At 44.7% G+C, this 20,797-nt stretch carries 21 protein-coding genes; 5 read left to right on the top strand and 16 right to left on the bottom strand.

From position 1 onward, the window contains the following. Positions 1-134: 134 nt before the first annotated feature. Positions 135-2,738, bottom strand: coding sequence for a DNA gyrase subunit A (gene gyrA / locus AC5ZC7_RS12600; protein ID WP_496161659.1), 2,604 nt, complete (start codon positions 2,736-2,738; stop codon positions 135-137). A 422-nt stretch (positions 2,739-3,160) separates the two neighbouring features. Between gyrA and AC5ZC7_RS12595 the strand changes: the two genes are divergently transcribed. Next, a complete protein-coding gene (locus AC5ZC7_RS12595; protein WP_496161658.1) occupies positions 3,161-4,483 on the top strand; it encodes a saccharopine dehydrogenase C-terminal domain-containing protein in 1,323 nt (440 codons plus the stop codon). 186 nt (positions 4,484-4,669) lie between these two features. Here the strand turns inward: AC5ZC7_RS12595 and AC5ZC7_RS12590 are convergent, their stop codons facing one another. The 7 genes from AC5ZC7_RS12590 to pdhA form a co-directional block, all read right to left on the bottom strand. Next, a complete protein-coding gene (locus AC5ZC7_RS12590; RefSeq protein WP_496161657.1) occupies positions 4,670-5,347 on the bottom strand; it encodes a Sir2 family NAD-dependent protein deacetylase in 678 nt (225 codons plus the stop codon). A gap of 10 nt (positions 5,348-5,357) precedes the next feature. Continuing rightward, positions 5,358-6,254, bottom strand: coding sequence for a DUF4349 domain-containing protein (locus AC5ZC7_RS12585; protein ID WP_496161656.1), 897 nt, complete (start codon positions 6,252-6,254; stop codon positions 5,358-5,360). Between the two features lie 121 nt (positions 6,255-6,375). Beyond that, entirely contained in the window at positions 6,376-6,789 is a 414-nt protein-coding gene (locus AC5ZC7_RS12580; RefSeq protein ID WP_496161655.1) for an EVE domain-containing protein, read from the bottom strand. Positions 6,790-6,852: 63 nt separating this feature from the next. Then, positions 6,853-7,572 (bottom strand): heterodisulfide reductase-related iron-sulfur binding cluster, encoded by a 720-nt coding sequence (locus tag AC5ZC7_RS12575; RefSeq protein WP_496161654.1) that lies wholly within the window; start codon positions 7,570-7,572, stop codon positions 6,853-6,855. A gap of 21 nt (positions 7,573-7,593) precedes the next feature. After that, the gene (gene ribH, locus AC5ZC7_RS12570; protein WP_496161653.1) at positions 7,594-8,094 is read right to left on the bottom strand and encodes a 6,7-dimethyl-8-ribityllumazine synthase; all 501 of its coding nucleotides are present in this window, start codon (positions 8,092-8,094) and stop codon (positions 7,594-7,596) included. A 129-nt stretch (positions 8,095-8,223) separates the two neighbouring features. Next, positions 8,224-8,925 carry a tetratricopeptide repeat protein gene (locus AC5ZC7_RS12565; RefSeq protein ID WP_496161652.1) on the bottom strand — a complete coding sequence of 234 codons (702 nt, stop codon included), beginning with the start codon at positions 8,923-8,925 and terminating at the stop codon, positions 8,224-8,226. Between the two features lie 156 nt (positions 8,926-9,081). Further along, positions 9,082-10,074: a pyruvate dehydrogenase (acetyl-transferring) E1 component subunit alpha gene (gene pdhA / locus AC5ZC7_RS12560; RefSeq protein ID WP_496161651.1), complete on the bottom strand. Its 993-nt coding sequence runs from the start codon at positions 10,072-10,074 to the stop codon at positions 9,082-9,084. 228 nt (positions 10,075-10,302) lie between these two features. Between pdhA and recF the strand changes: the two genes are divergently transcribed. Both recF and AC5ZC7_RS12550 read left to right on the top strand, forming a co-directional pair. Next, positions 10,303-11,412 carry a DNA replication/repair protein RecF gene (gene recF / locus AC5ZC7_RS12555; protein ID WP_496161650.1) on the top strand — a complete coding sequence of 370 codons (1,110 nt, stop codon included), beginning with the start codon at positions 10,303-10,305 and terminating at the stop codon, positions 11,410-11,412. Between the two features lie 63 nt (positions 11,413-11,475). Next, complete coding sequence (locus tag AC5ZC7_RS12550; protein WP_496161649.1) at positions 11,476-11,763, top strand: DciA family protein; 288 nt, start codon at positions 11,476-11,478, stop codon at positions 11,761-11,763. A 6-nt stretch (positions 11,764-11,769) separates the two neighbouring features. On the opposite strand, the gene AC5ZC7_RS12545 is transcribed toward AC5ZC7_RS12550, so the two are convergent. From AC5ZC7_RS12545 to AC5ZC7_RS12520, 6 genes are all read right to left on the bottom strand, one after another. Next, positions 11,770-12,279 (bottom strand): DUF4252 domain-containing protein, encoded by a 510-nt coding sequence (locus tag AC5ZC7_RS12545; protein ID WP_496161648.1) that lies wholly within the window; start codon positions 12,277-12,279, stop codon positions 11,770-11,772. A gap of 5 nt (positions 12,280-12,284) precedes the next feature. After that, entirely contained in the window at positions 12,285-12,806 is a 522-nt protein-coding gene (locus AC5ZC7_RS12540) for a DUF4252 domain-containing protein (protein ID WP_496161647.1), read from the bottom strand. Positions 12,807-12,841: 35 nt separating this feature from the next. Then, a complete protein-coding gene (locus tag AC5ZC7_RS12535) occupies positions 12,842-13,312 on the bottom strand; it encodes a PG0215 family putative anti-sigma factor (protein ID WP_496161646.1) in 471 nt (156 codons plus the stop codon). Beyond that, entirely contained in the window at positions 13,302-13,817 is a 516-nt protein-coding gene (locus tag AC5ZC7_RS12530) for a GFO_1088 family ECF-type sigma factor (RefSeq protein ID WP_496161645.1), read from the bottom strand. Before AC5ZC7_RS12530 ends, AC5ZC7_RS12535 begins: the two co-directional genes overlap by 11 nt. A gap of 88 nt (positions 13,818-13,905) precedes the next feature. Further along, positions 13,906-14,961 (bottom strand): ABC transporter permease subunit, encoded by a 1,056-nt coding sequence (locus tag AC5ZC7_RS12525; RefSeq protein ID WP_496161644.1) that lies wholly within the window; start codon positions 14,959-14,961, stop codon positions 13,906-13,908. 90 nt (positions 14,962-15,051) lie between these two features. After that, entirely contained in the window at positions 15,052-16,131 is a 1,080-nt protein-coding gene (locus tag AC5ZC7_RS12520; RefSeq protein ID WP_496161643.1) for a BT_3928 family protein, read from the bottom strand. Positions 16,132-16,388: 257 nt separating this feature from the next. Here AC5ZC7_RS12520 and folP point away from each other — a divergent pair, with 257 nt between their 5' ends. Both folP and AC5ZC7_RS12510 read left to right on the top strand, forming a co-directional pair. Further along, positions 16,389-17,249, top strand: coding sequence for a dihydropteroate synthase (gene folP / locus AC5ZC7_RS12515; RefSeq protein ID WP_496161642.1), 861 nt, complete (start codon positions 16,389-16,391; stop codon positions 17,247-17,249). Between the two features lie 24 nt (positions 17,250-17,273). Beyond that, positions 17,274-18,086, top strand: coding sequence for a diadenylate cyclase (locus AC5ZC7_RS12510; RefSeq protein ID WP_477078520.1), 813 nt, complete (start codon positions 17,274-17,276; stop codon positions 18,084-18,086). A gap of 642 nt (positions 18,087-18,728) precedes the next feature. Here the strand turns inward: AC5ZC7_RS12510 and AC5ZC7_RS12505 are convergent. Next, positions 18,729-19,616 (bottom strand): FKBP-type peptidyl-prolyl cis-trans isomerase, encoded by an 888-nt coding sequence (locus AC5ZC7_RS12505; protein WP_496161641.1) that lies wholly within the window; start codon positions 19,614-19,616, stop codon positions 18,729-18,731. Between the two features lie 38 nt (positions 19,617-19,654). Further along, positions 19,655-20,659 (bottom strand): DHH family phosphoesterase, encoded by a 1,005-nt coding sequence (locus AC5ZC7_RS12500; RefSeq protein ID WP_496161640.1) that lies wholly within the window; start codon positions 20,657-20,659, stop codon positions 19,655-19,657. Positions 20,660-20,797 lie beyond the last annotated feature (138 nt).

The raw sequence follows: 20,797 nt of genomic DNA, 5'->3' as shown, positions 1-20,797 counted from the left end.
GATTACAATAAGAGTATGGTGCTCCTAATAAATAATAATACAACCAGCAATTGGGTTACCACTAGAGCTGGCTATATTTTTTATTAGAAACAGGCAACCGCTTGTTTATCAAGGTAGTTGCCTGTTTGTTTTAATTATTCATTTGTTTCAGTTTCGTTGCTGTCCGTTTCCTCCGGAGCAGCATCATTGCCTTCTTGTGTTTGATCATCTGTGGCTACAGCGGCGTTTTCGCTACCTTCAACGCCCTCTTCTCCTTCCAGGATTTGTTCTTCTTCCTGTTCGTCCAGACGTGCTACAGCGGCTATTTCATCATTGTTATCCAGTCGGATCAGGCGCACACCTTGCGTGGCACGACCTGCTTCGCGGATATCAGCAACGGCCATACGGATCGTGATACCTGACTTACAGGTGATCATCAGATCGTGTTTTTCCGTTACATCGAGGATCGCAATCAGGTTACCTGTTTTTTCGGTGATGTTAATGGTTTTCACCCCTTTACCACCACGGTTGGTAATACGATATTCTTCGATGTTGGTACGTTTACCGAAACCTTTTTCGGAAACTACCAGGATGGTCTTCTGATCGTCGTCTTTATTAACACAAACCATACCAACCACTTCATCATTGTCGCTATCTACCTCAATTCCTCTTACACCAATCGCACCGCGACCGGTGTCACGTACGGTGGCTTCAGGGAAGCGAATAGCGCGACCGCTTTGAATGGCCATCATAATCTGGCTGTCACCGGTAGTCAGTTTGGCTTCCAGCAGCTCATCGCCTTCATTAATCGTGATCGCGTTTACACCATTCTGACGTGGGCGGGAGAATTCTTCCACCATGGTCTTCTTGATGATACCTTTTTTGGTACAGAGTACGATATAATGATTGTTGATAAAGTCTTTATCGCTCAGGTCTTTGATATCAATGATAGCGCGGATTTTATCATCAGCAGGCAATTGAATCATATTCTGGATGGCACGTCCTTTACCGCTCTTTTCTCCGTCCGGGATTTCGTACACTTTCAGCCAGTAGCAACGGCCTTTTTCCGTGAAGAACAGCATGGTATGGTGTGTAGAGGCCACGAACAGGTGTTCAATGTAATCCTCATCACGTGTTTTACCGCCAATGGCGCCACGTCCGCCACGTTTCTGCTGACGATAGTCGTAAGCAGAAGTACGTTTGATATAACCCAGGTGAGAGATAGTGATCACCACATCTTCTTCTGCAATGATATCTTCAATTCTCATTTCGCTGGCGAGGTACTGGATTTCTGTTTTACGTTCATCACCAAATTTCTTCTTCACTTCTTCCAGTTCTTCACGGATGATTTTCATACGTAAAGCTTCATCGTTCAGTACATCTTTCAGGTAAGCGATCAGTTTCATGATCTCATCGTACTCAGCGCGGATCTTATCGCGTTCCATGCCGGTTAAACGTTGTAAACGCAGTTCCAGTATGGCTTTAGATTGTATTTCAGACAACCCGAATTCACTCATTAATCCATCTTTCGCTATTTCCGGTGTGGCAGCCGCGCGGATCAGGGCAATTACCTGGTCCAGGTGATCCAGTGCAATCAGGTAGCCGGCGAGGATATGCGCTTTTTCTTCTGCTTTACGCAGGTCAAAGCGGGTTCTTCTAACCACTACTTCATGACGGAAATCGATGAATTCTGCAATCATATCTTTCAGGTTCAGGATACGCGGGCGGCCTTTTACCAGCGCCACGTTGTTGATACCGTAAGATGTTTGCAGTTCTGAATATTTAAATAACTGGTTGATGATCACATTGGAGATGGCTTCTCTTTTCAGATCTATCACCAGGCGCATTCCTTCACGATCACTTTCGTCACGTACATCGGAAATGCCTTCAATAATTTTATCGTTTACCAGTTGTGCAATTTTCTGGTGCAACACGGCCTTGTTGATCTGGTAAGGCAGCTCATAAATCACCAGCTTTTCGCGGCCATTTTTAGCCGTTTCTGAGGTGATTTTACCTCTTACCACTACTCTGCCCCTGCCGGTTTCAAAACCCTGTTTAACGCCTTCAAAACCGTAAATAACACCGCCCGTTGGGAAGTCAGGTGCTTTTACGTGTTTGATCAGTTCTTCTATTGTGATATCTCTGTTTTCGATATAGGCAATAGCACCATCCACCACCTCGTTGAGGTTATGCGGCATAATGTTGGTGGCCATACCTACGGCGATACCAGAGGCGCCGTTTACCAACAGGTTCGGGATACGGGTGGGTAATACAGTAGGTTCTTCGAGGGTATCATCGAAGTTATTGGTGAAGTCTACCGTTTCTTTTTCAATGTCTTCCAGCATGGCTTCTGCAATCTTCTGCAGACGGATCTCCGTGTAACGCATCGCTGCCGGCATGTCTCCATCTACCGAACCGAAGTTACCCTGACCATCCACCATTGGATAGCGCATACTCCAGGGCTGCGCCAGACGTACAATGGTGTCGTAAATGGAAGCATCACCGTGCGGGTGATATTTACCCATTACTTCACCCACAATACGCGCTGATTTCTTGTAGGCTTTGTTACTGTGGTTCCCCAGTTCATTCATTCCGAATAAAACACGGCGGTGTACAGGCTTCAAACCATCTCTCACATCGGGTAATGCGCGGCCTACGATCACGGACATAGAATAATCTATGTAAGCCGTTTTCATCTGCTCTTCGATGTTTATCTGGACAATTCTCCCTTCCTGCTGATTTTCCGTATGCTCTGTCATTTTGTGTGTTGATTTACAGTTTTTTCTGCTCAAAACAGATAAAGGCAAATATAGCCATTTCAGCCCTTATTTTGAGCTAAAAATCAAGAAATGTGAATAAAAAGGACCATAGGGATTAACGATTATATTGCAATATCGATATATGATTGATTTAAACAATGAATGACAACCATTTATATGCCGTTTACGTTATAGATAATTACCCTGATTTTAATTTATCTGCAATATGTTAAGTCGGTTTAATATATTAGAATATAAATATTGGCAAAGTATTTGTTTCTAACCTCCTGAATATCAATACATCGAATCAACGGAAAACATATATATAAGAAGAATAAATCCGAATGGGTGTCTAAATTCGAACATAAGTATCAAAAAAGCTGTTATTCCCCTGATTCTTAATCACTTTTCTAAAGAACACCATGAAGAACATACTGTTGTTTGGCGCCGGAAAATCGGCCACCAGTCTGATTGATTATCTGTTAACTAACGCCCCGCGACAAAAATGGCATGTTACAGTAGCCGATCATGACCTGTCGCTTATCAAGTCCAAAACAGGAAAATCATACTACGCAACGCCTACGGCACTTGATATTAAAGACCATTCCGCCAGATTACAACTGATCCGGGAAACAGATCTCGTCATTTCTTTATTACCTGCATCCCTGCATATCCTCGTAGCGAAAGATTGCCTGGAAGCTAAAAAAAACCTGCTCACCGCCTCCTACATAGATCCGGAAGTACGCAAACTGCAACCTGAAATAGAAAAAGCCGGATTGCTCTTTATGTACGAAATGGGCCTCGACCCCGGTATTGATCATATGTCGGCCATGAAACTCATTCATTCTATTGAGAAAAAAGGCGGACAAATATTTTCCTTTAAATCCTACTGCGGTGGCCTCATTTCACCCGACAGCAACGACAATCCATGGCAGTATAAAGTGTCCTGGAATGCCCGCAATATTGTACTGGCCGGCAGTTCCGGCGCTACGTATAAAGAAAAAGGAAAAGTCAGAGAGGTACCCTACGAAAACCTCTTCGACCATACCAAAACCATACAGGTACCCGGTTTGGGCAAACTAGCCTTCTACCCTAACCGCGATTCCCTCGGTTATATGGAAGTCTACAAACTGGAAGAACTGGCTACCTTTATGCGCGCCACCCTCCGCTATCCCGACTTCTGCGAAGGCTGGAACGCCCTGGTAAAGCTGGGTTTAACAGAGGATACCACCAAAATTGCCACGGACCAACTGACCTGGTCACAATGGGCTACCGCCCGTATTACAGAACAAACAGGTACCCCCGAAGAGAATATTTCCCAGTACCTGGGCGTCAGTACCAAGTCTAAAGTTATCCGTCAGCTAAAATTTATGGGATTATTAAGTACAGATGTCATAAATTTAGGGGAGCAAACCAATGCGGACATCCTACAGTTCCTCGTGGAGAACAAGCTAAAAATGGAACCGGCAGACAAGGACATGATTGTAATGATGCATGAAATTGAATTTGAACGCCGCAATATGGCCACGAGGATGCATAGTTACATGATAGTACAGGGCGAAGACAACATACATACCGCCATGGCAAAAACAGTGGGCCTTCCACTCGGTATCATGGCCAAACTCATACTCCAGGAAAAAGTAACACTTACAGGCTTACAAATACCGGTGATGCCGGAAATTTACAATCCCGTTCTAAAAGAATTAGAAGAGTACGATATCAGATTTGAGGAAAGCTTTGAATAAAGCAAACATTATTGTTTTCCTATGATGGACTCTATCGGGCACCAAGGACTTGTGATACCTCCCCTCTGCGGGGAGGTTTTTATTTTAGCATAAAGCACAAAGCATAAAGCACAAAGCCATTGAAGCGAGTAACAAGTTGCCAGATATCCGCTTCAATGGCTTTGTGCTTTATGCTTTATGCTCTGCTTATAGTATACTAAGCAGTTCCTGTACCCCTTCTGTAGCGGGCTTTTCTATCAAGTACTGGTTAACACCGGATTCAACAGGCGGAATCTTACGGTCAATGAAATAGGTCGGCGTTCTGAACTTCACATATTGCAACAGGTTAGCCGCAGGATACACCTGTAAAGAAGTACCAATCACCACAAAAATATCCGCTGCCATCACTTCCATCACCGCCTTTTCTATCATTGGAACAGCCTCCCCAAACCATACAATATGTGGACGCAGCTGTCCCCCATCTGCTGCCAGGTCGCCCATTTTGATATCGCCCCGGATGTCATAGATCAAATCTTCGTTAGTCACACTGCGCATTTTGAATATTTCTCCATGCAGGTGCAACACGTTGCTGGAGCCGCCACGCTCATGCAGGTCGTCAATATTCTGTGTAATAATGCGTACATCAAATTTTTCTTCCAGTTGCGCCAGCCCTGTGTGGGCTGCGTTGGGCAGGGCCGCCATGACATCTTTGCGACGACCGTTATAAAAATCCTGTACCAGTGCCGGGTTCTTTTCCCAGCCTTTTGGAGAGGCCACTTCATATACATCATAGCCTTCCCATAATCCATCTGTGTCGCGGAAGGTCCGGAGGCCGCTTTCTGCACTGATGCCGGCTCCGGTCAGCACCACCAATCTTGGTTTCATGTTGATTCGTTTATGGGTTTACGTTAGTTGGGGTTTGGGCAATGGCCCTTTTTAATTTCCATTTCCTTATTCCTCGTCTTATAAAAATAACAAGAAAAACAATACCAAGCAGCAAAGGCCATGCGGTTATTATTCCCAGTGCAAAAGATAAAAAGCCGTTCCAACCTTCCTGTAAGGATAACCACGACTGCCGGAAAAACCCCGGCGCCTGCGGATCTGTGTTAGCAATGGTTTGATAATAAGTAAGCTGTATCCCGCTGTAAGCCACATGGTGATCCATGTATTGCAGGCGGCCTTTGGCAGCTTCTATATCTTCCCGGATAGTTTTTAACTGTGCTTCTACTGCCAGTATTTCTTCTACTTTTTTTGCCTGCTGCAGTATCTGCAAATAACGTTGCTCTACTGCCATTCGTGCCTTCATACGCGCATCGAGGTCTACATATGCTGCGGTGATATCCTCCGATGTAATGCTTTTTTCATCTATTCGTGATGCGCCGCCGGTCAGGGCTTCCAGGCACTGTTCAAATACCGCGGCAGGTACTTTTATATCCAGCTCATTACGTAATTGCAAATGCCCGTTGGTTTGATTTTCATTGGCAATATAACCGCCATATTTTTTCACGGTATCGGCTATACGACTTCTGCAGGCATCAAAATTATCAGTAGAAAAAGAGAGTTTACCGTTTTTGATAACTTTTTGGGAGATGGCTACCTCCGTGGGGTATGTTTTATCATCAAGCTCCGCTGGGGCTTTCTCACCTTCATCAGCAGCCAGTGCGCCAACGGCATGTGCCTCTGTGGTTGCGCTGGCGCTGGTTTCCATCGGCACAGGCGCTGCGTTTTTGTGGCCGCATCCGGCGCAAATCAATACAGTAGAGCTGAACATCAGCAAAAAGGAATATTTCATATGGCGCAGTTTGGGATAAGATGTCTGTTCACTTAAAATTCCATAACTGCTTGCTTAAAAACAGCAAAGGGTATCTTCCTCTAAGAAAAATACCCTTTGCGCTTATAATACTATAAAATATTTACTTTTTCATGCCACCCATTTCCATAATGGCTTCAAATTCTTCCGGCTTCACATCACATACAGACAAGCGTCCCTGGCGGATCAATGATAGATTAGCCAGTCTTTTATCTGCTTTCATTTCTGCCAGCGTAACAAATTTTTTGAAGGCCTTCAACGGCTTCAGGTCTACTACTACCCAGTTTGGATCGGGCGTGGTGGGATCCTGGTAGGCTTCTTTGGCTACAGTGGCCAGGCCTACGATTTCCATGCCTTCATTACTATGATAAAACAATACCTGGTCGCCCTTCTTCATGCCTCTGAGATTATTGCGTGCCTGGTAGTTACGCACACCATCCCAGAAAGTTACTTTATCCTTTACAAACTGTTCCCAGGAGTATTTAAATGGTTCAGACTTCACCAGCCAATAGTTCATATCAATTACAGTTTTCGGGTGATAATATTATCGCTTTAAATTGCCAGCCATTAGCTGTTGGCTTTACCAGCCGCTGGCCAGTACATCGGCAATGTGCATTACTTTCACGTTTGAACCATGCTTCCGGATATAACCATCCAGGTGCATGAGGCACGACAGGTCTGTTGAAATCAGGTAGTCCGCACCACTGTTCACGGCGTTGTTGACCTTCTGCTCTCCCATGCCCATAGAAATGGGTTCAAACTTCACCGCGAAAGTTCCTCCAAATCCGCAACATACTTCGCTATCGTTCATTTCTTTCAATTCCAGGCCTCTTACCTTTTCCAGTAGCTTACGTGGTCCTTCCTTGATGCCACATTCCCGCAGCGCGCCGCAGGCATCGTGATAAGTGCCCACACCATTGAGGGTGGCTCCCAAGTCTGTGACATGCAGTACTTCTGTAAGGAATTCTGTGAATTCGTAGAGATTTTTCTTCAGCAGTTTTACATCATTGTGGGCGGCAGAGTTATCAAACAGCTTCCCATAATAATTACGTACAAACCCGGTGCAGGAGCCGCTGGGAGCAACAATGTAATCAAAGGTTTTAAAATCCTTTACAAACTTGGTCGCTATTGTTCTGCATTCATCCTGGTAGCCGGCATTGTAGGCGGGTTGACCACAACAGGTTTGCTCCGTGTTATACATCACATTACAACCCAGTTTCTCCAGTACTTTCACCATATTGAAGGCGGTTTCCGGGAACATCTGGTCTACAAAACACGGTATAAATAGCTGTACATTCATATGCCCTTTAGCTTTTAACGGTTAGCTATTCGCTAACTTCCTTTGCAATGCAATCATTTTTAACGCTGTGATAGCAGCTTCTTCTCCTTTATGACCGTGGGCACCTCCGAGTCTGTCTAACGCCTGTTGTTCATTGTCTACAGTCAGTATGCCAAATATAACAGGAACGGGTAACTGAAGGTTCAGTTGAAGAATACCTTCTGTTACGGCTTTGCACACATAATCAAAATGAGGTGTTTCGCCACGGATCACGCAACCGAAAGCAATAATAGCGCCAGGCTGTTTACCGGTACCTTTGGTGGTTTCCCAGTATTGTTTACAGGCGTAAGGTAATTCGAAAGCACCGGGTACAATTACTTTCTCTGTTTTAGTGACACGGTACTGGTCGAGGGCTTTATCGCAACCTGCTACCAGTTCATTCACGATGGTGTCATTCCATTCAGTATACACCATAACAACACTGGCATCCTCCAGGTTGAGAATGCCAGCGTCATTTAGTAAGCTCTTATTGTGATCGGACATACAATCAGTTTAGAATTACGAATCACGAATTACGGATTACGGATTTGTAGGTAGATATAAGCGAAGATAACATCCGCGTTTACTATCTTCTCACAAATCCGCAATTCGTAATTCGTAATTCGTAATTGATTAGTTCTTTACATCACCCAGTCTTGCCAGGTACTTGTCCATTTCACGACCTTCATTAGTGGTCGGAAATTTCTCTTTAATTTCTTTATAGATGGCGATGGCATCCTGTGCTTTACCTGCTTTTTCCAGGGCCAAACCGGCGCGGAACAGGTAAACAGGGGCAGTCAGCTCATTATCATTGTAGTGACCGGCTTTCTTATAAGATTCGATGCCGTCGTTTGTGTTGTTCAGTTCCATGTAAGCGTCTCCCATCAGGCCATAAGCAGTTGGTTGGAGCAGCAGATCGTTGGAGCTAAAGGATTTCAGCATGTCGATACCTTTCTGGAATTCACCCAGACGGATGTAGCAAACGCCTGCACTGTATTTAGCCAGGTTACCAGCTTGTGTGCTACCGTATTTCTCCGCTACCTGTAAGAAACCATAATTATTACCATCACCGTTCAGTGCCAGCTTGAATGAATCTACCGCAAAGTAGTTTTGTGCATGGAAAACCATTTCCTGTGCTTTGTTTTCATTTGGCGCTTTAACGAAACGGTTATAGGCGAAGAAGCCGCCTACCACTACTACTACTGCTAGTACAGCAATAGAAATAACGTTTTTGTTTTTATAGAAGAAGTCTTCTGCCTTGTGCATGGATTTCTCCAGGTCAAAATCATTTTTTGCAGGTTGAGGCACGGTGGCTTTATCTTTAGTTTCTGCCATTGTAAAGGTGTAATTGTGATTGATTGCTTAGTTATTTAATAGGTATCGAAGCTGCAGTTAGCCATTAGCAGTTAGCTTTTAGCGAATGCAGCGGATAACAATATTATGTTATTTTCACTGCATTCGCTAAAAGCTAACTGCTAATGGCTAAAAGCTTTAGTCAACGATGAAAGGATAATCCTCCTGAATGTAAACGTCTTTCAGTAATTCATCATCGCTTGGCCATGGAGACTCTTCTGCGAAAGTTACACACTCATCAACTTCTACTTTTACGCGTTCGTTGATAGCTTCAATTTCTGCTTCGGTAGCCCATTTATTTTTCTGAATAACTCTGAGTACTTCGTTGATTGGATCTTTCTCTTTGTACTCTTCCAGTTCTTCTTTAGTACGATATTTAGCCGGATCGCTCATAGAGTGACCACGGTAGCGGTAAGTTTTGATTTCCAGTAAAGTAGGACCGCCTTTTTCACGGGCACGTTTTACGGCTCTTTCGATACCATCATGTACTGCTTCGCAGCTCATACCATCGATAGAATCGGCAGGCATTTCGTAAGCGTCGGCCAGCTTATAGATATCCAATACGTTGGAGGTACGTTCTACAGAAGTACCCATGGCGTACATGTTATTTTCACAAATGAAAATTACAGGGAGTTTCCAGGTCATTGCCATGTTAAAGGTTTCATGGAGCATACCCTGACGGGCTGCACCATCACCGAAGAAACACAACACTGCGTTATCGGTTCCTTTGTATTGCTCTGCAAGCGCCAGTCCGGCACCTGTACCTATCTGAGCTCCAACAATACCATGGCCGCCAAAGAACCCATGTTCCTTGGAGAAAAAGTGCATGCTGCCTCCCTTTCCTTTCGAACAACCGGTTGCTTTACCATACAGTTCTGCCATACAAGCTTTAGCGGAAATTCCCTTCGCAATTGCCAGCGCATGATCACGATAAGCTGTGATGAATTTATCCTCCGGCTTGGTAGCTGTCATTGCACCTGCAGCAATTGCTTCCTGTCCTATGTACAAATGACAAAAGCCACGGATTTTTTGCATCCCGTACAATTGGCCTGTCTTTTCTTCAAAGCGGCGCAGCAAAAGCATCAATTCATACCAGTACAGATATGTCTCTTTGGTGAATTTCGTCTTCACGTCTGTTTTAGTTTGCACTCTTTCTAAATTTGTTCGCAAATATAACAGGAAAATCCTAAAATATAAATATGAATTCCAATTCCCATTAAATTATGCAAATTCATCAATTTCAAACAGTTTTGCATTTATTTGCACGGGAATCGCAGCGAAGTTCCCATTAGTGCGGTTTTTTATCAGTTATACAATTGATAATTTTCGCATATTATTATTTACAAATACTCTTTTTCTTTGCTTTATATTAATAAAATATCACTCGTCCAGTTCAAAAATTACAGCCAGGAGACCTTTTCCTTCGGCCACCGTATCGTTGGCATCACCGGCAGAAACGGCGCCGGTAAAACCAACCTGCTGGACGCCATCTATTATCTTTGCTTCACCCGCAGCTATTTTACCAGCAATGAAAGCCAGAATGTACGCTATCAAACCAATGGATTCCGGCTCGAAGGCTACCTCGAAAAAAACCAGCAGGCAGAAAAAATCGTTTGCACCGTGAAAGACGGGAAAAAGGAAATCAGCCTCAACGACGATAAATACGACCGCTTCTCCCGCCACATCGGGCAGTTCCCGGCAGTAATGATTGCCCCTGATGATGCCGAAATCATCCTGGGCGGCAGTGAAGAAAGACGCAAATGGCTCGATAGCCTGCTCTCCCAACTGTATCCGGACTACCTCGATCATCTCATCATCTACCAAAAAATATTACTTCAACGGAATACCCTCCTGAAAAATATGGCCGCCACCGGGCAAAACCAGGATAGCCTGCTGGATGTATTTGACCTGCAACTGGTGCTCCACGGTGTACCCGTGTACGAAACCCGGAAAGCCTTCCTCCAAACCTTTATCCCTAAAGTACAGGAGCTGTATGATTATATTTCCGGCACCCATGAAGTAGTCAATATCCAGTACCAGTGCACCTTACAGGAGGAAGACTATGCCACCCAGCTACACAATGCCCGCTACCGCGATATGCAACTGCAACGCACCAGTACCGGCATACACCGCGATGACCTCTCTTTCCTGTTAAATGATCACCTTATGAAAACCAGCGCCTCACAAGGCCAGCGTAAAAGCTTTCTTTTTGCGCTGAAGCTGGCCCAGTATGATGTGATCCGTCAAAATAAACATTTCCCTCCCCTCCTGTTACTTGACGATGTGTTTGAAAAACTGGACCAGGAACGCGTTACCCGCCTGATCACCCTGGTAGCCAGTGAAAACTACGGGCAGGTATTTATTACGGATACCCATACCGACCGCCTGCAACAGGCTTTTGCAGGCATTGGACAAGCATTGCAGCTCATTGAAGTGGGAGACAACTCCAACCAAAACGCAAATGCGTAAAAAAGCACGGTGCTTCCCTACGCATTTGCGTGAAAAATCCTTGAAAAAACTTAGCTTTGCCGGATGCGCCACGGAACAACGAGTATCGGAGATGCACTCCGGGAATTTATGAACAAAAGCAGGATGAAACCCCGCCTGATGGAGGTACGCATCCAGGATAACTGGGAGCAACTAATGGGCAAAACCATTGCGCGCTACACACAGAGCATCCAGCTTATTGATCATAAACTGATTGTTACCACTACAGTGGCGCCATTAAGACAAGAATTGACTTATTCTAAAGACAAGATCATCAAGTTGGTGAATGAAATGCTTGGAGAAAGCATTGTAAAAGAGGTGATGATCAGGTAAAAGGGATCAGTTGGAGGCAAACTGACGAATCAGGCTGTTAACGTCAGACATTTTTAAAGTGGTCTTCAGATTGACGATTACAAAATCTGATTGATCCTGTACCAGCATTACTACATTACCTAACTCATCGTCGTTGCCCCGGTTGAGTACATGTACCAGGTTTCCTTTCTCTCTCACTTCCATCAGTAAATCGAAATGTTCATTGCGTTGCAGGTTACTTTTCAGTTCCGCAATGTCATCCCCGCTTACCGTACTACCGTTCACGTTAGAGATGGTATAAATTTTCACTTTCTGCACATTTTTCAGCGCATGCTTAACGCTTTGGGCATCGGCATCATCATCTGCAAAGGATAAGCACCAGCCGGCCAGTTTCAGGCTAACACCGCCCATAGATACCGTGTGTACTTCTGAACCGGCCCTGTGTTTGTTACGGAATTCACGCAAACATCTGTCTTGCGCACTCACTGCGGAGGCAGACAACAGGAAACAACCGGCAGCAATAATAAATGATTTCATGGCAGTTATTTTTTCTTAATGTTTTTTAATTTATCCATCCCCTGGATATTTACAGATCCGGCGATCAGCGAAATTTCATTGAGGTCAATATCGCCGATCAGGCTCATGGCCATAAATTCACTGGAGCTACCTACCAGCATTACCAGCTCGCTGATGGTTCCTTTCGCATTTTCTTTTACCATAAATTTCAGGTCGCTGTCTTTGTCGCGCACGGTCATCAGCTCTTCAAAGTCGCTGCCAAGAAAGGCAGCAGCTTCCCGGTACAGGCGGGGGCCGTCTTTCGTGTTTTCTTTGGCAAGGATGCGCAGTCCTTTTAATTTCTGGATGACCCGCATCATGTTTTTTGCGTCCGCATCGCCCGGATCCACCTTGGCAAACATGCTGAACATCTTTGGTGTAATGCTGACCACGGTGAAATTGCGGTCGCTTTCGTACTTCTGGAAAAAGCGGTCTATCACGCTCCCCTGCTGCGCCGAGAGGTGGAAGCTGGCAAAGACCGCGATCAATAATAAGAGGTATCGTTTCATCTTTTTGTGTTTATATCCGGTTTAGAATGAGCTGATTAATCTTTTCCTTCTACTAATGCCGTAGCATCATTGAAATAAGCCAGCTTCTGCATTTTGGAAGTCCCTTTGTTCAGGTTCTTTGCCAGCAGCTGTAATGCTTTCTTGGTTTCATCCAACGCCCTTTGCGGATCATTCAGCTCCTGTTGCTTCATGGCAATAATGACTTCCTGCTGCCGGTGGCCCTGTTGTTGCAAGGCATAGCCAATACCCACTGCTACCAGCAATACGGCGGCATATTTCATCCAGTGGCGGAACGGCGATAGTGGTACTACCTTTGCGGGCGGTGCTTCCCATACCTTTTCTGCTTCCCGGTGGAAATACTGGAACATCGGTGCAGCTTCCAGCAACGTTGCTGGTAAATCAGGACGTGCTGTACTGAAAAACTCGCGCAATTCCGCTTCTTCCTCCAGGGTAGTTTCCCCGTCCCAGTATTTCTCTACGATGGCAATGATCCTGTTATAATCCATATACCTGCTGATTTTGTAGTTTTTCCCGTACCGTTTTACGGGCCCGGTGCAAATTCACTTTAACATCATTCATGTCTATATCCAGTATGTCGGCAATTTCCTGGTAAGAATGGCCGTCTATATCCCGGAGTTGCAGAATGGTACGGTATTTCTCCGGGAGGTTATTGATCGCCACATGTACTTTTCCCATTACGTCGTTCTGTTCGGCGGCTGCATGCGGACTTTGCTGTTGCATAGCAGGCAGCTCACCGGCCCGGTCCAGTTCATCGGCCAGCCGGTATTTCCTGGACTTGATTTTGTCCAGCGCCAGGTTGCGGGTAATCCGCATACACCAGGCTTCCATATTTTGCAACTCCGCCATTTTTTCCTGCATGCCCCATACCTTCATGAGGGCATCCTGGGTAATATCCTGCGCGTCTTCTTCATTCCCCAACAGGCGGAATGCAAAGCGGTAAAGCTTTTGCCGTACTGGAACCACCTGTGTGAGAAATCGATCTAGTGACATGCAGAATAGTGCGTTTGAAAAGAAGACGACTGTAAAATGCGGATGTTACAAGAAATTAAAAAAATATTTCGGGGAGATGAGAAAGTACTTAATCCAGTTTAATTCTCGGATCAATGAGTGTGTAGAGCAGATCCGCCAGCAGGTTTACTAATACGAAAATGCCTGCTGTGAGCAATATGGCCCCCATTACCACGGGGAAATCGAATTTGTCGAGGGCATCTACGGTTACTTTACCAATGCCTTTCCATCCAAAAATATATTCTACGAAAAAGGCGCCAGCCAATAATTCAGCAAACCACCCGGTAATAGCAGTGATAACAGGATTGAGCGCATTGGGCAACGCATGCCGCCAAATCACCGTGGATTTGGATAGCCCTTTGGCATAAGCGGTCCGGATATAGTCCTGGTGCAATACATCCAGCATCGCACTACGGGTTAACTGTACAATGATGGCCAGCGGGCGGATGCCCAGGGTAATGGCCGGTAATACGAGGTTGCGCAGGTTCAACACCCGGCCTTTGAATGGGTCAATGTCAAACAGGCTGCCCGTCATATGCAACCCGGTATAGTCGCTCCATACAAAGCCAAAGAGATAAGCCAGTACGATACCTGCAAAAAAGGAAGGCGCTGAAATACCGGCTACGCTGGCAAATACCGCCCCTGTATCCATCCAGGTGTTTTGTTTCACCGCCGACAGTACCCCCAGTGCTACGCCCGCAATAGTAGCCAGTAACATAGCGGCTACCGCCAGCAGTAAAGTACCGGGTAACGCTTCCATCAAAATATCCCAGACCTGCTTCTTGCCCTGGTAAGAGCGCCGGAGATAGGGTGCTTTCAGTACCAGTATCTTCTCTTTTGATATATGCGCCAACGTTACATAGTGCAGATTCTCTGCCGCCTGCTCCGTGGTATGTATCCCCAGCGGCAATAAGTCGTTCAGGTAAAACAGGAATTGCACCCCTGTCGGCTGGTCCAGGTGCAATTCCTTTCTTACGTTTTCAAGCGACGCCACATCAGCCCGTTGTCCAAGGGTGAGCCGGGCAGGATCGCCGGGCAACACGTTGAACAGGAAGAATACCAGCACTACTACACCGAATAGCACCAATATTCCATAACCAGATTTGCGCAACAGGAAACGAAGCATAAACAATTAGCTTTTAGCTCTTAGCATTTAGCTTTTAGCGACTGGTAAATCAGCAAATTCCTTTGCTGCATTACTGGCACCTAAAAGCTGTTACGGAATATCGTTGTAGTGCCACTTCCCTTTGATAGTGCCTTTATCCAGCAGGATCAGGCAAGGATTACTTCTACCAGCCGTTTTAATGGCCACTCCATCCATCTGCACAAAAGGAAACTCCAGGCCGTGCTGTTGTTTAAAAGCAGCTATTTCTTCTTTAGTGGAAGCGGTTACACCATATATAACGACCTCCTGGTTTCTCCATTTGTTCTGGATGGCTTTCATTTTCTCATCCCAGCCGCCGCCTGCTTTCTGTACGTTCTGTACGAGGAACAGGTATACTGGTTTAGTTTCTGAAAGAATAGCCTGGGTTTGATTTACCCCATCCAGGTCAGTGAGAATGAAATCTTTAATAGCAGGTTCGGCATTCCCTTTCTTCACGAGTTTATCTTTACGGTCTACAAACTTCCAGGTGCTGTCTGACCATGGATAGTTGTCGGCAGTAAATTCTTTCTTCTGTCCATCTTTTTCATAAATAAACACCATTTCATACACGTCTGGCGTAGCGCCTGGAGGCAACTTCATCTTCTCGGGAATATTATTACCCACTTTATAAGGCAGGCAGTCAAAAACCGGAAGGTGCTGTAAAGTATAGCGTTGGATGCCGAGAGACAAGATCGTTGCCAGCAGCACCCCAATACCAGCGCCCTTCAGCGGTGCTATTTGTTTACGACAGATAAAAATGACGAGGATCATTACCAACAGGGCCACATCTTTCCAGAAGGTTTCTACTGCTGTTAGTTTGATACAGTCGCCGAAGCAGCCGCATTCGCGGATGGTACCACTGAACAGTGCGTATCCGGTGAGGAAGGTAAAAAATATAATGAGCAGCAACAGCAGTACGGAGAAAATACGCATACGGTATCCTACCAGCAGTGCAACACCGGCAACAATTTCAAAGCAATTCATTAATATTGAATATGCCAGGGAATAGGGAGAAAGAAAGGTCAGGTGTAATACCTCGAAAAATTCCTCCATCTTATAACTCAGGCCCAATGGATCATTGGCCTTGATAAGACCAGAGAAAATGAACAACACCCCAACGATTATACGCAACAGGTTCAGGATAATCTTCATAAAATAGTTTAATGGTTAATTGTAATCTGTGAAGATAAGGACAATCCCGATTTAGCCTTCTTTAAAAATGATGAACGTGAAACTCAGCGCGGCAGCCGTCAAATCAGTTGCCGGATTAAAGCACTAAATTCCTAAATTCGAAAATGATTGATTTAACTTCATAGATTTGCAGGCAAAATAAAGAATTTCGGGTAAAAGGCCAGAACTATATGAGAATCAGGTACAACGCCTGCATGCTAACTGCTTAATATCGTCAAATGAAACCAGACCATATCCATACATTACCTGCTCCTGCTATTAATTGCAGAGGGCAATTATTATCACTTGCTACGCCTGTTGTGATGGGGATTATCAATGTTACCACCGATTCTTTCTATGAAGGTAACCGCATGCACGAACTGCACCAGGTAGTAGAAAAAGCGAAGCAACACCTGGAAGAAGGCGCTGCTATCCTCGATCTGGGCGCCCAAAGCACGCGGCCCGGTGCAGATGTAATTGGTCCTGATGAAGAATTACACCGTTTATTACCAGCTATTCATGCTATATTGAACCGCTATCCAACTGCCATCATTTCTATAGACACCTGGTACGCCGCAGTAGCAGAGAAAGCTGTCCATGCCGGCGCCGCTATTATCAATGACGTAAGTGCGGGCGACATGGATGAACAGATGATCCCGGTGGTGGGACGACTACAGGCACCTTATATTGCCATGCACATGCAGGGAAAGCCTGCTACTATGCAGCAGCGGCCACACTATGAGGATGTAGTCGGCGAGGTACTCGATTACCTGAAACAAAAACTGGCGGCAGCACGGGCTGCGGGTATCAAAGACTTCATTGCTGATCCGGGCTTTGGCTTTGGAAAAACACTGGAACACAATTATGCATTGCTGAAAAATCTGCACCTGCTTAAAGATATACTGAACGTACCTGTGCTGACGGGCATTTCCCGGAAGTCAATGATTTATAAGTTGCTGGATATTACGCCCGTAGAGGCATTGAATGGCACCACCGTATTGAATACTATTGCCCTGCAACAGGGCACACATATATTAAGGGTACATGATGTTAGAGCTGCTGTTGAAGCAGTAAGGATTATGGAGAAAATGAAAGGCTAATTAAATCTTGCTATTTTTACAACTATGAAGGACGTAATACAATTTTATGGAGTTGAGTTTCGCTGGCTGAATATTTTGGACCTGCTGATTGTTGTTTTTTTAATCATTCAATTATATCGTTTATTAAAAGGTAGTCTTGCTTTCAATATTTTCGTTGGGTTGTTAATGGTATATGCCGCGTATTTCCTGGTCCGGGCGTTACAGATGCCTATCCTGACCAGCATCTTACAAAATTTTATCAATGTAGGTATCATTGCCATTATTATCATTTTTCAACCGGAGATACGGAAGTTCCTGTTGGTATTAGGTAAGAAAACACCTTTGAGTAAGGATAGCTTTCTGACCAAATTGTTCCTGCCTGATAAGTTTAAGAGTTATAAAGAAGAAGAAAATATTATTAATGAATTGATTGTAGCGGTGAGCCGGATGCAGAGTACTTCTACCGGCGCATTGATCGTTATTGCCACTACCTACCGGTTGAAGTTCGATTCTGCTTCCAGCATTCCTATTGATGGAAATGTAAGCGCCAAGCTGATAGAGAGTATTTTCGAGAAACACAGCCCATTACATGATGGTGCTTTAATTATTGTAGGTAATAAGATCCTGGCAGCGAAAGTGATATTGCCGGTATCTGAAAATCCCAATCTTCCTACCCGTATTGGTTTACGCCATCGTTCTGCAGTAGGGATTACAGAACATAGTGATAACCTGGCGATTATTGTATCAGAAGAACGGGGAACCGTTTCCTATGCGATGGATGGGGTACTTACCCAGGATGTATCGTTAGAAGACCTGAAAGTAAAGTTATACGAAGTATTGATCGACGGATATGCGTGAGGAATAGCTATTGGCTTTTAGCAGTTAGCTATTAGTAAATGCAGCGGAGATCTGTAGTGTAGATTTTTATAACTGCTATTAGTAAATGCAGCGGAGATCTGTAGTGTAGATTTTTTATAACTGCTATTAGTAAATGCAGCGGAGATCTGTAGCGTAGATTTTTATAACTGCTATTAGTAAATGCAGCGGAGATCTGTAGCGTAGATTTTTATAACCGCTATTAGTAAATGCAGCGGAGATCTGTAGCGTAGATTTTTATAACTGCTATTAGTAAATGCAGCGGAGATCTGTAGCGTAGATTTTTATAACCGCTATTAGTAAATGCAGCGGAGATCTGTAGCATAGATTTTTATAACCGCTATTAGTAAATGCAGCGGAGATCTGTAGTGTAGATTTTTATAACTGCTATTAGTAAATGCAGCGGAGATCTGTAGCGTAGATTTTTATAACTGCTATTAGTAAATGCAGCGGAGATCTGTAGCATAGATTTTTATAACCACTATTAGTAAATGCAGCGGAGATCTGTAGCTTAAATTTTTATTATTATAAAAAGAAAGGAGACCAGGTATAATACCTGGTCTCCTTTCTTTTTATCTCCGCTATTTGCTAATAGCTAACTGCTAAAAGCCAACAGCTGTTTTATTATTTCTTGCCTGGAACCGGAAGTGCAGCAGGAGGAGCAACTTCAGGGCCACCAGCTTTAATATCTACCATTTGTACGTCAAATACCAGGACAGAGTTACCAGGAATAACCGGAGGGCTACCTTGTAAACCATAAGCTAATACAGACGGAATAACCAGGGTAGCTTTGGAACCTTTTTTCAGGCCGGCTAAACCAGCATCCCAACCTCTGATAACGAAACCGCGACCAATAGGGAATTTGATTGGTTCTAAAGGCATACCGGGGCGCATAGTTGAATCCTGGCTGGAATCAAATACTTTACCGCTGAGCAGTTTACCAGTGTAGTGTACATATACAGTATCGCCAGCGTTAGGCACATTACCGGTACCTTCCTGGGTAACCGCTACGTATACGCCAGCAGCGTTTTTAGTAGCGTTGATTTTGTTTTTTTCCAGGTATTCTTTGATGAGCTTTTCATCTTTTTCTTTCTGACCTGCAGCGGAGTATTTAGCTTCTACAGCGAAAGTAATTTTCAGCTTATCTCCTTTTTTACCAAATGGAGGGCGTTCCTGAGCAGGTAATGAATCCCACGGAATAACGAAAGTAGCGCTATCACCTTCGTGCAGAAGGGCGATACCTTCCATCAGGTCATACTTGTTCTGCGGCTTAGCCACTAACACTGGAATAGGAGCTCCAACCATTTTACGCGATTCACCCAGCAGGGAGTCATTGATCCGCTGAGTTACGTTCAGAAGGGCGGTATCACCCAATTTCAGTTGTGGACCGCTGCCGGATTTGTGAACGATATACTCAATACCGCCCGGTGTTTTTTTAACACCAGTACCACAGCTGGCTACCAGTAAGCCTAAAGCTGCAGTTGCAACTAATAACTGATTGTTTTTTTTCATTTGATTGTATTAGTAGGTTGAAATACTTTATATACAGTTTATTGTAACAGGTCTTCGTTTTCCTCAACGGCCTTAATGAACCGGTCAACGGTTTTTTCCAGTGAGTCCACGCTGCGACCACCCGATGCGTTGAAGTGTCCACCGCCGTCGAAATATTTGCGGGCGAAAGTGTTCACATCAAAATCGCCTTTGGAACGGAATGACAACTTCACTTCCGAGTTTCTGTCGATGATCAGGGCAGCCATTTTGATGCCTTGAATAGACAGGAGGAAGTTTACCAGTCCTTCGGTATCTCCGGTTTGCAGGTCGAACCTTTTCAGGTCTGAATAAGGAATGGCCAGCATCGCCGTATTATATTCATAGAATACCTCCATGCGGTTCAGCAGACTGTGTCCGAGGAAGCGCAGGCGGTTTTCCAGGAAATTATCGTAGATCGCCTGGTGGATGACCTCATGGCGCAGTCCTCTATCCATCAGATCGGCCACCATACGGTGTACAGCAGCGGAAGTAGATGCAAAGCGGAAGGAACCTGTATCGGTCACGGTACCGGCATAGATGCATTGTGCAATATCGAGGTTAATATACTGCTCATCTCCCAATTTATATATAGTTTCATAAACTAATTGGGCGGTAGAGCTCGCACTGGTATCGCTCACTCCATAATCGAAATTGGGATGTGGCTCCAGGTGATGATCTATCAGAATTTTGATACATTCCAGTTTTTCCAGGTGGGGCGCCAGGTTTTTGGTGCGGTAGAGGGCATTGAAATCCAGGCAAAACAGGAGGTCAATACCTTTCAGTGCTTCTATGGCGCGGTCCATGGAGGATTCGTAGTCAATTACGAGATCTGCCGCTGGCATCCACTTCAGAAAATCAGGGAAGTTGGTAGGTGAGATTACAGTTACCTGGTGTCCTTTCTGCACTAAATAGTGATACATTGCTAAGGAAGACCCCATGGCATCTGCATCTGGCTTCTGATGCATTGTGATCACGACTTTCTTAGGGCTTTCCAGCAAAGACTTAATTTCCTCGATCGGCTTCATTAAAAAACTGTAATGTTAAGAGTTGATTTCCAATCACAACAAGTGGTTGAAACAGAAAACGAAGTGCGAAGATCTTTATTTGAGCCAGAATTTCAAAATTTTTTACCACTAAAGAAAATGTAATTACTTTTGCGGCCT

It is taken from the genome of Chitinophaga sp. 9-1-y, assembly GCF_059511905.2.
Note: the sequence above shows the minus strand (reverse complement) of the source record. Positions and strands in the feature narration are given on the sequence as shown.

Excerpts from the sequence above, each read along its gene's own strand:
- AC5ZC7_RS12535 (WP_496161646.1), bottom strand. The coding sequence starts at position 13,312 with ATGGATTATAACAGGATCATTGCCATCGTAGAGAAATACTGGGACGGG.
- AC5ZC7_RS12585 (WP_496161656.1), bottom strand. The coding sequence starts at position 6,254 with ATGAAATATTCCTTTTTGCTGATGTTCAGCTCTACTGTATTGATTTGC.
- AC5ZC7_RS12575 (WP_496161654.1), bottom strand. The coding sequence starts at position 7,572 with ATGAATGTACAGCTATTTATACCGTGTTTTGTAGACCAGATGTTCCCG.
- AC5ZC7_RS12545 (WP_496161648.1), bottom strand. The coding sequence starts at position 12,279 with ATGAAATCATTTATTATTGCTGCCGGTTGTTTCCTGTTGTCTGCCTCC.
- AC5ZC7_RS12580 (WP_496161655.1), bottom strand. The coding sequence starts at position 6,789 with ATGAACTATTGGCTGGTGAAGTCTGAACCATTTAAATACTCCTGGGAA.
- AC5ZC7_RS12595 (WP_496161658.1), top strand. The coding sequence starts at position 3,161 with ATGAAGAACATACTGTTGTTTGGCGCCGGAAAATCGGCCACCAGTCTG.
- AC5ZC7_RS12590 (WP_496161657.1), bottom strand. The coding sequence starts at position 5,347 with ATGAAACCAAGATTGGTGGTGCTGACCGGAGCCGGCATCAGTGCAGAA.
- AC5ZC7_RS12565 (WP_496161652.1), bottom strand. The coding sequence starts at position 8,925 with ATGGCAGAAACTAAAGATAAAGCCACCGTGCCTCAACCTGCAAAAAAT.
- AC5ZC7_RS12510 (WP_477078520.1), top strand. The coding sequence starts at position 17,274 with ATGAAGGACGTAATACAATTTTATGGAGTTGAGTTTCGCTGGCTGAAT.
- folP (WP_496161642.1), top strand. The coding sequence starts at position 16,389 with ATGAAACCAGACCATATCCATACATTACCTGCTCCTGCTATTAATTGC.
- AC5ZC7_RS12520 (WP_496161643.1), bottom strand. The coding sequence starts at position 16,131 with ATGAAGATTATCCTGAACCTGTTGCGTATAATCGTTGGGGTGTTGTTC.
- AC5ZC7_RS12505 (WP_496161641.1), bottom strand. The coding sequence starts at position 19,616 with ATGAAAAAAAACAATCAGTTATTAGTTGCAACTGCAGCTTTAGGCTTA.
- AC5ZC7_RS12500 (WP_496161640.1), bottom strand. The coding sequence starts at position 20,659 with ATGAAGCCGATCGAGGAAATTAAGTCTTTGCTGGAAAGCCCTAAGAAA.
- ribH (WP_496161653.1), bottom strand. The coding sequence starts at position 8,094 with ATGTCCGATCACAATAAGAGCTTACTAAATGACGCTGGCATTCTCAAC.
- AC5ZC7_RS12540 (WP_496161647.1), bottom strand. The coding sequence starts at position 12,806 with ATGAAACGATACCTCTTATTATTGATCGCGGTCTTTGCCAGCTTCCAC.
- AC5ZC7_RS12530 (WP_496161645.1), bottom strand. The coding sequence starts at position 13,817 with ATGTCACTAGATCGATTTCTCACACAGGTGGTTCCAGTACGGCAAAAG.
- AC5ZC7_RS12550 (WP_496161649.1), top strand. The coding sequence starts at position 11,476 with ATGCGCCACGGAACAACGAGTATCGGAGATGCACTCCGGGAATTTATG.
- gyrA (WP_496161659.1), bottom strand. The coding sequence starts at position 2,738 with ATGACAGAGCATACGGAAAATCAGCAGGAAGGGAGAATTGTCCAGATA.
- AC5ZC7_RS12525 (WP_496161644.1), bottom strand. The coding sequence starts at position 14,961 with ATGCTTCGTTTCCTGTTGCGCAAATCTGGTTATGGAATATTGGTGCTA.